Source organism: Allobosea lathyri (assembly GCF_900108245.1).
In the GTDB taxonomy this organism is placed as follows: Bacteria; Pseudomonadota; Alphaproteobacteria; order Rhizobiales; family Beijerinckiaceae; genus Allobosea; species Allobosea lathyri.
This window is the reverse complement of record NZ_FNUY01000005.1, coordinates 329125-341981: the sequence shown is the minus strand read 5'-3', so window position 1 is coordinate 341981 and position 12857 is coordinate 329125. Positions and strand designations below refer to the sequence as shown.

14 protein-coding genes are annotated in these 12857 nt (G+C 65.2%); all 14 read right to left on the bottom strand.

Going from position 1 to position 12857, the window contains the following annotated elements; translation table 11 throughout:
* Window positions 1–164: 164 nt before the first annotated feature.
* Complete coding sequence (miaB, locus tag C4S73_RS14565) at window positions 165–1544, bottom strand: tRNA (N6-isopentenyl adenosine(37)-C2)-methylthiotransferase MiaB (RefSeq protein ID WP_103873209.1); 1380 nt, start codon at window positions 1542–1544, stop codon at window positions 165–167.
* Between the two features lie 106 nt (window positions 1545–1650).
* The gene (locus C4S73_RS14560) at window positions 1651–2457 is read right to left on the bottom strand and encodes a lysophospholipid acyltransferase family protein (protein ID WP_160115778.1); all 807 of its coding nucleotides are present in this window, start codon (window positions 2455–2457) and stop codon (window positions 1651–1653) included.
* A 16-nt stretch (window positions 2458–2473) separates the two neighbouring features.
* Complete coding sequence (locus C4S73_RS14555) at window positions 2474–2986, bottom strand: GNAT family N-acetyltransferase (RefSeq protein ID WP_103873207.1); 513 nt, start codon at window positions 2984–2986, stop codon at window positions 2474–2476.
* Window positions 2987–3076: 90 nt separating this feature from the next.
* Window positions 3077–3760 (bottom strand): tRNA (adenosine(37)-N6)-threonylcarbamoyltransferase complex dimerization subunit type 1 TsaB, encoded by a 684-nt coding sequence (tsaB, locus tag C4S73_RS14550; protein ID WP_103873206.1) that lies wholly within the window; start codon window positions 3758–3760, stop codon window positions 3077–3079.
* A 185-nt stretch (window positions 3761–3945) separates the two neighbouring features.
* The gene (locus C4S73_RS14545) at window positions 3946–4506 is read right to left on the bottom strand and encodes a NifU family protein (RefSeq protein WP_103873205.1); all 561 of its coding nucleotides are present in this window, start codon (window positions 4504–4506) and stop codon (window positions 3946–3948) included.
* A 104-nt stretch (window positions 4507–4610) separates the two neighbouring features.
* A complete protein-coding gene (locus C4S73_RS14540) occupies window positions 4611–5105 on the bottom strand; it encodes a universal stress protein (protein WP_103873204.1) in 495 nt (164 codons plus the stop codon).
* Window positions 5106–5188: 83 nt separating this feature from the next.
* Window positions 5189–6235 (bottom strand): tryptophan--tRNA ligase, encoded by a 1047-nt coding sequence (trpS, locus tag C4S73_RS14535; protein ID WP_103873203.1) that lies wholly within the window; start codon window positions 6233–6235, stop codon window positions 5189–5191.
* Between the two features lie 46 nt (window positions 6236–6281).
* Window positions 6282–7856, bottom strand: a complete 1575-nt coding sequence (gene murJ, locus C4S73_RS14530; protein WP_160115777.1) for a murein biosynthesis integral membrane protein MurJ — start codon at window positions 7854–7856, stop codon at window positions 6282–6284.
* A 22-nt stretch (window positions 7857–7878) separates the two neighbouring features.
* Window positions 7879–8193 carry a type II toxin-antitoxin system RelE/ParE family toxin gene (locus tag C4S73_RS14525; protein ID WP_103873201.1) on the bottom strand — a complete coding sequence of 105 codons (315 nt, stop codon included), beginning with the start codon at window positions 8191–8193 and terminating at the stop codon, window positions 7879–7881.
* A gap of 7 nt (window positions 8194–8200) precedes the next feature.
* Complete coding sequence (locus tag C4S73_RS14520) at window positions 8201–8455, bottom strand: ribbon-helix-helix domain-containing protein (protein ID WP_103873200.1); 255 nt, start codon at window positions 8453–8455, stop codon at window positions 8201–8203.
* A 57-nt stretch (window positions 8456–8512) separates the two neighbouring features.
* Window positions 8513–9820, bottom strand: a complete 1308-nt coding sequence (gene hslU, locus C4S73_RS14515) for an ATP-dependent protease ATPase subunit HslU (RefSeq protein WP_103873199.1) — start codon at window positions 9818–9820, stop codon at window positions 8513–8515.
* Between the two features lie 50 nt (window positions 9821–9870).
* The gene (locus tag C4S73_RS14510) at window positions 9871–10878 is read right to left on the bottom strand and encodes a hypothetical protein (protein WP_146071358.1); all 1008 of its coding nucleotides are present in this window, start codon (window positions 10876–10878) and stop codon (window positions 9871–9873) included.
* A complete protein-coding gene (gene hslV / locus C4S73_RS14505; protein WP_280177599.1) occupies window positions 10878–11444 on the bottom strand; it encodes an ATP-dependent protease subunit HslV in 567 nt (188 codons plus the stop codon). Before hslV ends, C4S73_RS14510 begins: the two co-directional genes overlap by 1 nt.
* A 161-nt stretch (window positions 11445–11605) precedes the next feature.
* Window positions 11606–12817 carry a 5-aminolevulinate synthase gene (gene hemA, locus C4S73_RS14500; protein WP_103873197.1) on the bottom strand — a complete coding sequence of 404 codons (1212 nt, stop codon included), beginning with the start codon at window positions 12815–12817 and terminating at the stop codon, window positions 11606–11608.
* Window positions 12818–12857: the final 40 nt, after the last annotated feature.

Genomic DNA, 12857 nt, shown 5'->3' with positions numbered 1-12857 from the left:
CATATGTAGTCTCGGGGCAGGCAGTCTTGCAGTACGCGGTCTTGCAGTAGGCCGTCTTGCATCGCGCAATCTTGCCGATCCGTTGGCATGAGCGGATGCGACGATTTCAGTCTGATGACAGACGCTCAAGGTCGCCGTCCGGATGAACAGGGAATGGCGCGCGCTCACGCGGCCAGCTCCTTGGTGGCAAGATCCTTCGCGGCAAGATCCTCCGGCCCGGCCTTGCGGCCGAACAGCGAGTTCGACCCCGCGCGCTCGATCACCACCTGCACCCTGTCGCCGATCTGATTCGCCTGCGTCTCGATCTGCACAGCCTGAAGGTAGGGCGATTTTCCCGCAAGCTGGCCGGGGTGGCGACCGACGCGTTCGAGCAGGATTTCCACCGTTCGCCCGACCATGGCGTGGTTGAAGGCCTGCCGATGGTGCTCGATACGCTCTTGCAGGCGCAGCAGGCGCTCATGCATCGCCGCGGCGGGGACCTGCGCGCGGAGATCGGCGGCCGGCGTGCCGGGCCGCGGCGAGTATTTGAAGGAATAGCTGGAGGCGAAGCCGATTTCGTCGACGAGCTTGATCGTATCCTCGAAATCATCGTCGCTCTCACCGGGGAAGCCGACGATGAAATCCGATGACAGCGCAATATCGGGCCTCGCCTGCCGGATTTTGTCGATCAGCCGGCGATATTCGTCGCCGGTATGCTTGCGGTTCATCGCGGCGAGGATCCGGTCCGAGCCGGCCTGTACCGGGAGATGCAGGAAGGGCATCAGCTGCGGCAGGTCGCGATGGGCGGCGATGAGGTCATCTCCCATGTCGCGCGGATGGCTGGTGGTGTAGCGGATGCGGGTGATTCCGGGCACCTCGGCGACGCGCTGCATCAGCCGCGCCAGGCCCCAGACGGCGCCGTCCGGCCCCTCGCCATGATAGGCGTTGACGTTCTGGCCGATCAGCGTGACGTCCTGCACGCCGGCTGCCGCGAGCCGCTCGACCTCGACGAGAACCTGGGCGGCCGGGCGCGAGAACTCCGCGCCGCGCGTATAGGGCACGACGCAGAAGGCGCAGAATTTGTCGCAGCCTTCCTGCACCGTGACGAAAGCCGAGATGCCGCGCGCCACGATCGCGGCCGGCTTGGGCGCGGGCAGATATCCGAACTTGTCGTCGATCGGCAGGTCGGTATCGACGACGCGTCCCGTCTGCGCCAACAGTTCCGGCAGGCGATGATAGGCCTGTGGCCCCACGACGAGGTCGACAGCCGGCTGACGGCGCTGAATCTCGGCGCCTTCGGCTTGCGCGACGCAGCCGGCGACGACGATCTTCGTGTACTGGCCATTGGCCTTCTGCTCGATCTTCAGGTCGCGCAGCTTGCCGAGCTCGGTATAGACCTTCTGCACCGCGCGATCGCGGATATGGCAGGTATTGAGCAGGATCAGGTCCGCGCCTTCAGGCGTCGCCGTCTCCTCATAGCCCTGATGGCTCAGGATATCGGCCATGCGCTGCCCGTCATAGACGTTCATCTGGCAGCCGAAGGACTTGATGTGGACTTTCTTCATCGTAGCGGATCGGGTCTCCAAACCGTCTCCTTACTCCGGATTGCGCCTCGTGGAAATGACCGCGTTCCTGTTCGGATGTGGAAGCAACATCCGAGCCAGTTCAGGCTCAGCCGAGTGCGCGCCCGCTGACCGCTTCCTGGCGTGCGCGGCGGATCGCGATCCCGGCGAGGCGGGTCGCTTCCTTGCGCGAGGTCTTGGCGTGCATCGTGATCGGCTCACCCCAGGCGAGCTCGACATCGATCGCCCCGATATCGAGCATAGCCCGCAGATGCGGCGCGAGCTCGGTATCGCCATGCCAGGCCAGCGCGCTACGTTCCGCCCGCCCGCCCGCCATGCCGTGATAGCCGGTATAGGTCAGCGTCAGCGGATAGATCGTCACATCGCCGTTGCCGTTGGTGTCGAGCGCCTGATGCGCGGCGCCAAGAAGCGACGAACGCAGCGGCAGGATGCGGGTGCCATCGCCGGTGGTCCCCTCGGCGAAGAGCACGACCGCCTCTCCCGCGGAAATGCGTGCGCCCATTTCAGCGGCGACGCCCGCTGTCGCCGTGCGACGCTGGCGGTCGATGAAGACGGTGCGCTGCAGGCTGGCGAGCCAACCGATCACCGGCCATTTCGAAACCTCGCTCTTCGCCACGAACGAAAGCGGCCGCGTTGCGCCGATCACGGAAATATCGAGCCAGGAGACGTGGTTCGCGACGATCAACCCACCGGCGCCGTGCGCAGGCGGCGTCCCCCGCACGCGCCGGCGCACGCCGAGGCAGCGGCAGACGAGGCGGTGAAACAGCATCGGCAGCACCTGGCCGTGGCGCTGCGGGCTGAGACGCATCGCGATGAGATGCCAGGGCAGCAGCGCAAACGTGCCGAGTGCCAGCAGGACGAGCCGCAGGATCGCGCCGGGATGAAGTCCATTCATGGCTGACGGGGTCCGCTCATGCGAGATCGAGCCGCATCGCGATCGCGGCCACGCGGCTGCCATCGGGCTTGGGATAGTAGCCCTTCCGGCGGCCCACTTCGCGAAAGCCGAAATGCCGGTAGAGCTTTTCGGCCGGCAGATTGCCGTCCTCGACCTCGAGGAAGACCTGAACGACCCCTTTTGCGGCAAGCCCGGCAAGGTGGGCGCCGAGCAGCGTCCGGGCGAGCCCGTCGCGCCGCCGCGCCGGTGACACCACGATGCTGAGGATTTCCGCCTCGTCGGCTGCCTTGCGCGACATCACGAAACCATCGGGATGGGCCGCGCTTGCCGCAAAGACGCCATCGGTCATCACGGCAGGGTCGGCAAGCAGCGCCGCGCATTCGCCGGGCTCCCAGCCGCGCGCGAAGCCGCCCAGATGATGCAGCGCCGCGACATGCCGGGCATGGCGGACATCGAGCCGGCCGGTTCGTGCCGGTGCCGATTCGGGGTGGAGAAGTCTGCGCAGCCAGTCCATGGCGCTTGATGGCATAGTCGCATGCTCTGGCAACCCCCTGATTGCAGGCATACGCGCCATGCGATGCTCTGGAGCCCGGTGATTTCAGCAGCTGACGTTGCGCTTTTAGCGCCGTGGCAGGCGGGCGCGATCCTGCGGGGTCGTCTCCGGCGCCTTGAGGTAAAGCGGGCGCGGCGGCGCGGTTTCGGGATCGGCTATCAGGCCGAGGCGCGCGACCCAGGTCACGTCGGGCGCGCGCGCATCGTCCAGTACGAGGGCATCGAGCCCGATCGCCCAGGCTTCGTTGGCGACTGCCAGCGCAGAGGAGCCGACGAGACTGACAGGGCCGGCCCCGATCGCGCGGGCGGCGTCGCGGTAATTGACCTGGCGCAGCGAGACGAGCTGCTTGCCTTCCGAAGTCAGCGCCTGGAACCAGACCTGGCCGTGCTTGGCGTCGAGTGCGGCGGCAATGACGCGGCCGGATTCGCGTCCGATCAGCGGAGCGGCGGTTGCAGCCAGCGTGGTGACGCCGACAGCGGGTATGTCGGCCGCCAGAGCGATGGCGCGCGCCGCGCTGACGCCGACGCGCAGGCCGGTATAGCTGCCCGGGCCAACCGTGACCGCGACACGATCCAGCGATGAGAATCCGCCCTCGACCGCGTTCATCACACGCTCGATCAGCGGCATGAGCGCTTCGGCATGACCTCGCTCCATCGCGATCTGCTCATGCGCCAAGGGCGTCGTCTCGCCGGCGTCGAGGACGCAGGCCGAGCAGGCGCCAAGCGCTGTGTCGATCGCGAGGATGCGCATCAGGGATATGCCAAGCCGGTCATGGAAGGTGAATGGGACTTGCCGTCATCCCGGACAAGCGGCAAAGTCGCGCCGATCCGGGATCCATCGAAGGGCGTCGAGTTCTACGATGGATTCCGGGTCTCCGCTTCGCTGCGCCCGGAATGACGACGCGGGTTAATCACTTAGGGCGAAAATTGCTCCGCTCAGACCGCCTCGACCTCGCGCACATCCGGCAGGAAGTGGCGCAGCAGGTTCTGGATGCCGTGCTTCAGTGTCGCGGTCGAGGAGGGGCAGCCGGAGCAGGAGCCCTTCATCGCGAGATAGACGGTGCCGTCCTTGAAGCCGCGGAAGGTGATGTCGCCGCCATCGCCGGCGACAGCCGGGCGGATGCGGGTTTCCAGCAGGTCCTTGATGGTCTCGACCGTCTGCGCGTCCTCGGGCGCGAAGAACTCGCCCTCCTCGATCACGTCGGCTTCGGAGCCGTTCGCGAGTACCGGCGCGCCGGACATGAAATGCTCCATGATCGCGCCGAGGATGGCCGGCTTCAGATGAGGCCATTCGCCATCGGATTTGGTCACGGTGATGAAATCGGAGCCGAGGAAGACGCCGGAGACGCCGTTGACGCCAAACAGTCGCTGGGCCAGCGGCGAGCGCTCGGCCTGGTCGGCGTCGCGCAGTTCGAGCGTCCCGTCCGGCATCACGGTCCGGCCGGGCAGGAATTTCAGGGTCGCGGGATTGGGTGTGGCTTCGGTCTGGATGAACATGGGTAACCTCCGGTGCCGGCGGGTCAAGGCCGCCGTTCCTGCTCCCGATATAGGCTGACGGCTGGAATGATTCCAGCACCAAGCGCGATGCGGGCCCGATGCGTTCAGGCCAGCGCGTCGATTTCCTCGTCTTCCAGGAAGCCTGGCACGATCGCGACCGGGATCGGGAAGGTGCCGGCGGATTTTCCGGCAAGCGCGCTCACAAGCGGGCCCGGCCCGTCTCGTCCGGTGCCCGCAGCCAGAACCAGCAGCGAGATATCCTCGTCGGCCTCGATCAGCTTGACCACCTCGTCGGCCTTGTCGCCGGTGCGCACGACACGCTCGGGCTCCAGCCCCGCGAGGCCGCGGACCGACGCCGCGGCGGTGTCGATCAGTTTCTCGGCGGCAGCTTCGGCCTCGGCCTGCATGACCTCGCCGACGCCGAGCCAGGTCTCGTGTTCGGGCGGGGTGACCACGCCGAGCAGGACGATGGAGGCGCCGACGCGTGCGCAGCGCCGCGCCGCGAAGCGCACGGCCTTGGCGCATTCGGGGCTGTCGTCGACAACCGCGAGAAATTTCGGGCGATGGCCCGTTTCATAGGACCGCCGACGCTTGACCATGAGTGTTGCCTGTCGCCGCTTCGAGAGGTGGCATGGTGGCCTGCGCCGCTACGTCAGCGCAAGCCCGCCGCAATGGCGCGATGTCAGCGCCGGACGAAGCCGACGATGTCCTTGACGTCGCGCATGATCGGCGCGGCGATAGCTTCGGCGCGCTCCGCACCTTCGCCGAGAATGGCGTCGATATGACTGGGCTCGGCGAGCAGGCGACGCATGTCGCCAGCGATCGGCGCGAGTTTGGCGACCGCAAGATCGACCAGGGCCGCCTTGAAACCGGAGAACTGGCCGCCGCCGAACTGGCTTAGAACCTGCGCCTTGGTCTCGCCGTTCAGCCCGGCATAGATGCCGACGAGATTTTCGGCCTCCGGCCGGCCCTCCAGCCCCTTTTCCTCGGAGGGCAGCGCTTCGGGATCTGTCTTGGCCTTGCGCACCTTGGTGGCGATGGTCTCGGCATCATCGGTCAGGTTGATGCGCGAATAATCCGAGGGATCGGACTTCGACATCTTCTTGGTGCCGTCGCGCAGGCTCATCACGCGCGGCGCCGGCCCCTGGATCATCGGTTCCGGCTGCGGAAAGAAGCCGAGATTGCCCGTTCCGAGATGCCGCGCCGCGATCTGGTCGCCGAAATCATTGTTGAACTTCTGGGCGATGTCGCGGGCGAGCTCGAGATGCTGCTTCTGGTCCTCGCCGACAGGCACATGTGTCGCCTTGTAGAGCAGGATGTCGGCCGCCATCAGCGACGGATAGGCGTAAAGGCCGATCGAGGCATTCTCCTTGTCCTTGCCGGCCTTCTCCTTGAACTGGGTCATGCGGTTGAGCCAGCCGAGCCGTGCGACGCAGTTGAACACCCAGGCAAGCTCGGCGTGCTGATGCACCTGGCTCTGGTTGAAGATGATGCTCTGCTTGGGATCGACGCCGGCTGCGACGTAAGCCGCCGTCACCTCACGAATCGCGCGTGTCAGGTCGGCCGGATCCTGCCAGACGGTGATCGCGTGCATGTCGACGACGCAATAAATGCACTCATGCGTCTTCTGCATCGCGACCCAGTTGGTCAGCGCGCCCAGATAATTGCCGAGATGAAGCGTCGAGGTGGGCTGCATGCCCGAGAAGACGCGCTGGTGAAAGGTCGCCATGGGGCGCTCCGTCATCACGAACCAGGAAAGGAGGGGGGCTTCTGGCTTATGCCCGCCACTTGCGCAAGTAGCGCGGCAGCGGGAGAGCCCCGAACGCACCGAGCAGCCAGCCCGCGCAGCCATAGGTGACGACACCGCCGCCGCACAGGAAAAGCAGGGCGGAGACCCGCCAGAGCGTCGGCTCGCCCGGCGAGAGCATGGCGGCAAGAACGGAGGAAAGACCCAAGAGAACGCCGAGCATAACGGCGCTGGCGATCAGGCTGGCGACGATTGGACGCAAGCTTGCGACGCCTGGGCGCCAGATTCCGTCGCGCAGCAGCGCAAGGCCGAGCAGCGCGGCCTGCATGAAGAAGGCGAGGCTGGCCGCCAAGGCGGCCATGCGGGCGGCATTGCCGTCGCCGGCGAGGCCATAGCCGGCAAGCGCGGCGACGAGGACGGCGAGGCAGCCCGCGAGCAGCGGCAGCTTGGGCTTCTGCCTTGCAAAATAGACCTGCCCGAAGACCTTGGCGACGACGGCGAAGGGCAGGCCGAGCGCGAAGGCTGCGAGTGCTGCGGCTGTGCGGTCCCGATCCTCGACCCCGAAGCGGCCATGCTCGAACAGCACCGAGATGATCGGGCCCGCCAGGGCCGCCAGCGCCGTTGCTGCGGGCAAGGCCAGCATCAACCCCAGGGCAAGCGAATGCCCGAGCATCGCATCCTGTCCGTCCGCGTTCGCAGCGGCGGCCATTTCCGAGAGCACTACGGTTCCCATCGCCACACCGACGAAGCTCAACGGCAGCTGGAAGACACGGTCGGCATAGTAAAGCGCGGACACGGCGCCGGGCTCGGTCGAGGCGATCTGCGTCGCGACCAGCAGCACGAGCTGTGCCGCCGAGGCCGCAAGCAGGGTCGCGCCACCCTTGCGCACCAGCTGCGTCATGTCGGGCGACCAGACCAGGCTGAGGCGCGGCAGGCCGGTCTCCCGCAAGGCGAACAGGATCAGCCCGAGATGCGCGAGCCCGGTCAGGCTGACGCATACGGCCAGCCATTGCGCGCCCAGGGCGGGTTCCGTTCCCCGCGCGAGCTGCACGATCAGGATCGTCAGCAGGATCGCATTCATCAGGGCCGGAGCCAGCGCCGCCATGGTGAAGCGCCGCTCGGCATTGAGCATGGCCGCCAGCATGGCCGCCAGCGTCGTCAGCAGCAGGAAAGGCAGCATCAGCCGGGTGTAATGCGCGGCGAGAGCCAGCGTTGCGGGTTCGTCGGCAAAGCCCCCAGCCAGTCCGAGCACAAGCCAGGGCGCGGCGATCTCGCCAAGCGCGACCAGAAGGATCAGCAGCAGCCCAAGCTGTCCCGCCGCCTGCCCGGCGAAGCGCCGCGCAGCTGCATCGCCGCGCTCTGCCTTGACGCCCAGATAAACAGGCACGAACGGCGCATTGAGCCCGCCTTCGCCGAGCACACGGCGAACCAGATTGGGCAGCCTCAGCGCGGCCAGGAACGCATCGGCGACGGGACCAGCGCCGAGCAATCGCGCGATCAGGACATCGCGGGCGAAGCCGAGCAGGCGCGACAGGATCGTCGCGGCTCCGACGATCAGCGAATCGCGGGCAAGGCGGGAACGCTGCGGCACAGGCTCGGTCAAGACTGCGTCCTTCGCCGCCGCGTCACGATCCGAAATCCTCGCGGAATCGATCGATCTGATGCATCCGCTCATGCAGGATCGTCACGATGCCGACATCGCCGTTGGCCAGCCTGCGCCAATAGACGAAGTGCTGCTCATAGCGAAACAAATAACCCTCGACGCCGAATTCCGCCGGGACGGGGCGCGACAAGACGGCGTGGGATTCGATCTTGCCGAACGACGCGAACAGGCCGGAGATATAGTGCTCGGCCTGTTCAGGGCCCCAGCGATCGCGTGTGTAGCGATAGATTTCGTCGAGGCGGTGCGAAGCCGCCTGCTGGACGCGGACGGCGGCCATATCGATCTCACACCTTGTTTCGCGCGATGATCTCGGCTGCCGTCAGGGGAACATAGGAAGCGTCCGGCGCCGCGAAAGCATGGGTCAACTCCGCCTTCAACCGCTCGAAGGCCTCCTGCTCGGACCGTTGCCTGTCGCGCCGGATGAGATCGCGAACATATTCGCTGATGTTCTCGTAAGCGCCGTTTTCGCCGACATTCGCAGCGACGAACTCGCTAAGCGCGCCGCTGAGCCGAACGGTCATGGTTGTGGTGCGGGACAATGCGGCCTCCCTTCATTGGTCTTCAATATAACCAAGAATGAAGACACGAGTCGAGCGTCACAAAATGAACCGGCTCAGATCGGCATTCTTCGCGAGATCGCCGATGCGGGCCTCGACATAGGCGGCGTCGATCGTGACCTTGTCACCGGACCGGTCGGGCGCTGTGAAGGAGATCTCGTCGAGAATGCGCTCGATCACGGTCTGGAGCCTCCGCGCGCCGATATTCTCGACCGTCGAATTCACATCGACGGCGATGCGCGCGATGGCGTCGATCGCGTCGGGCGTAAACTCGATCGTGACTTCTTCCGTCGCCATCAGCGCGACCGACTGCTTGATCAGGCTCGCTTCCGTCTCGGTCAGGATGCGCTTGAAATCCTCGATATCGAGCGGGTGCAATTCGACCCGGATCGGCAGGCGCCCCTGCAGTTCCGGCAGCAGGTCGGAAGGCCGCGAGACGTGGAAGGCGCCCGACGCGATGAAGAGGATGTGGTCGCTCTTCACCGCGCCATGCTTGGTGGCGACTGTCGTGCCTTCGATCAGCGGCAGCAGATCGCGCTGCACGCCCTCGCGCGAAACGTCGGCCCCGCTTTTGCCCTCGCGCGAGCAGATCTTGTCGATCTCGTCGAGGAAGACGATGCCGTTGTTCTCGACCTCGCGGATCGCCGTCTGCACGATAGCGTCCTGATCGATCAGCTTGTCGCTCTCCTCGGTCACCAGCGGGCCATAGGCGTCCTTCACCAGGATGCGCTTGGGCTTGCCGGTTTTACCGAACGCCTTGCCGAACATGTCGCCGAGCGAGATCGCACCGATCGAGGCGCCAGGCATGCCCGGCAATTCGAACATCGGCGTGTTTGAGCTCCCGGCCGCGATCTCGACCTCGATCTCCTTGTCGTCGAGCTCGTTGGCGCGCAGCTTCTTGCGGAAGGAATCGCGCGTAGCCGGGCTGGCGGTGGCGCCGACCAGCGCGTCCAGCACCCGCTCCTCGGCGGCGAGATGCGCCTTCGCCTGTACGTCCTTGCGCCGGCTGTCGCGCACCAGCGCGATCGCGATCTCGACGAGGTCGCGGATGATCGATTCGACATCGCGGCCGACATAGCCGACCTCGGTGAACTTGGTTGCCTCGACCTTGAGGAAGGGGGCGTTGGCGAGTCGGGCGAGGCGGCGCGCGATCTCGGTCTTGCCGCAGCCGGTCGGCCCGATCATCAGGATGTTCTTAGGCGAAACCTCTTCGCGCAGCGGCCCCTCCAATTGCTGCCGGCGCCAGCGATTGCGCAGCGCGATGGCGACGGCGCGCTTGGCGTCGTTCTGGCCGACGATGAAACGGTCGAGTTCGGAAACGATCTCGCGGGGGGAAAAGGAGGTCATTCGTTCTGTCACGGTTTCTGAGGTGGTGGGTTCCGATTGACGAAGGAGAACTAAGGCGACTCCAGCGTCAGAGGTGGAAGCTTGTGCTGTAGGTTGCGGAACGGTGATGCGAGAACAAGCCACTGACGGAGCGGGCGCCAGTAAAGCGCGAGGCCGAGGATGCAGAACAGAGTCAGCAGCACAACAAATGGGATGCCGAAACCCGACAATTCGGATTTGACGGCCAAATAGGTCAGGGACAGCCCGGAATAGAGCGCACCGCCTAAGATCAGAATCCGCCGATCGATCAATAATCCGCATATGGCGAGGGCGGCAAGCACGCCAAGCAGACCGGCTTGCGAGGGCAACGCCGGCATTGCCGTCATCTTGCCGAACTCGCCTACAATCGGATTTAGGATGATAAAGGCGGCGAGAACGTACAGCCAGAATGCTATCTCGCTTCGCGTTGTTGTCCGGAAACGATCCGATAGATCGATGCGAATTGCGAGCCCCAGAACCGCAACTCCTCCTGCCCATGACAGCGGTTCCATCCAAGTGACGAAAGCGCCTTCGAAAAAGAACAAGCCAAGGCAGAGTGATCCGAAGAGCAGATAACCGACTCCAACCGCAATTGTCAGCGGTACACGAAATCGCCAGTAATATAGAGCGAGGAAAATTACGGTCGGCAACGTGACGCTCGCGACGTTCAGCGCCGCGTAGTTGTCGATCCCCGGTGCAATCGCGACGCGCTGCTCTGTAACCCGCGTGACGGTTTCGTTGAGCGTTGCAAGATTGATGAATTGGCTACCGGCGAAAAACCCTAAAAGCAAAGGGATGCTTGGCAAGCCCAACCTCAGCAGGCGTGTCGCAAATTCTGCCAGTATCCAGCTGACGCTTGCCAGCCCGATACCCAAAGTCAGTGAGCCGCCTTTTTGAAGCTCGAAAGCCAGACCGAGCAGGAGCAAGCCAAGCACCATCGTCATAGGCCACTCTCGAACTTTTGGCTGTGAGCGGAACTTGGCTTCTACAACCCGCTCTGCGCGCGCGGCTGCGGCCACAGAGCGAATATCCTCGAACATCATGCCTCCAGCGTCTCGATCACGAGGCTGTGGTTGGTGTAGACGCAGATGTCGCCGGCGATCTTCATCGCCTTGCGCACGATGGCCTCCGCGTCGAGATCGGTGTCAACCAATGCGCGGGCCGCAGCCAGAGCGAAATTCCCGCCCGATCCGATTGCCATGACCGCGCCATGTTCGCTGGTTTCCGGTTCCAGCACGTCGCCCGTGCCCGAGATCAGCAGCGAGACCTCCTTGTCGGCAACCAGCAGCATGGCCTCGAGCCGGCGCAGGTAGCGGTCGGTGCGCCAGTCCTTGGCGAGTTCGACGCAGGCGCGCAGCAATTGCGTCGGATACTGCTCCAGCTTGGTTTCCAACCGCTCGAACAGCGTGAAGGCGTCGGCGGTCGCGCCGGCGAAACCGGCGATCACCGCGCCCTTGGCGAGCCGGCGGACCTTCTTGGCATTGCCCTTCATGATCGTCGGGCCCAGCGATACCTGCCCGTCGCCGCCGATCACGACGCGACCGCCCTTGCGCACCATCAGGATGGTGGTCGCGTGCATCAGGGGAGCGGCGTGATTGTCGGACATGCGATTCGGGCCTTGCGTGAACAGGAGCCGCCAACATGTTCAGGCTGAGGCCCGGTATCAAGGGCGCGCCGGCGCAACTCGGCTATTTGCCGGCGCGTGGCGTCGGATATCGCGGGTTATTTTCCCGATGTTTCACGGGAAACACCGACCGCCGCGGGACGTCACGCGGCGCGCTTGAGCCCGACCTGGCCCCAGATCGCGGTCAACGCCGAGACCAGATGGTCGATATCGGCATCGCTGTGGAGGGGCGATGGGGTGATGCGCAGCCGCTCGGTGCCGCGCGGCACGGTCGGGTAGTTGATCGGCTGGACATAGATGTCGAAGCGCGCCAGCAGGTCGTCGCTGATCTTCTTGCAGAGCACGGGATCGCCGACCATCACCGGCACGATATGGCTGGGATTGTCGAGATGCGGGATGCCGATCGCGTCGAGCCTGCGCCGCAGCGCCGCCACGCGGTCCTGCTGACGCTCTCGCTCGCTCGAACTCGCCTTGAGATGGCGGATCGAGGCGAGCGCGCCGGCCGCCAGCGTCGGCGGCAGGGAGCTTGAGAAGATGAAACCAGAGGCGAAGCTGCGGATATAGTCGCAAAGCGCTGCCGATCCCGCGATATAACCGCCCATCACGCCGAAGGACTTCGCCAGCGTGCCCTCGATCAGCGTCAGGCGATGGCTCAGGCCCTCGCGCTCGCTGACGCCGCCGCCACGCGGGCCATACAGGCCGACCGCATGGACCTCGTCGATATAGGTCATCGCGCCGAATTCGTCGGCAATGTCGCAGAATGCGGCGATCGGGGCGATGTCGCCATCCATCGAATAGACCGACTCGAAGGCGATCAGCTTCGGCCGTGCCGGATCGAGCCCCGCGAGCTTGCGGCGCAGATCATCCGGGTCGTTATGAGCGAAGATCAGCTTCTCGGCGCGCGAGTGCCGGATGCCCTCGATCATCGAGGCATGGTTCAGCGCGTCCGTCAGTACAACGCAGCCGGGAATGCGCGAGGCCAGCGTCGACAGCGACGTCCAGTTCGACATGTAGCCGGAGTTGAACAGCAGGGCCGATTCCTTGCCGTGCAGATCGGCCAGCTCCTGCTCGAGCAGGATATGATAATGATTGGTGCCGCCGATATTGCGGGTGCCGCCGGTGCCGGCGCCGCATTCGTCGATCGCGGCATGCATTGCCGCGAGCACATCGGGGTGCTGCCCCATGCCGAGATAGTCGTTGGAGCACCAGACGGTGACCTCGCGGGGCGTATCCGCGCCGTGATAGGTCGCGCGCGGGAAGCGCCCGGCCTGCCGCTCGAGATCGGCGAAGACCCGATAGCGGCCTTCGCTACGAAGTGCGTCGAGCTCCGTGCTGAAGAATGTCTCAAAGTCCATCGGCAGCCTCCTACGGCTTCCTTCTCCTACGCAACCGGGC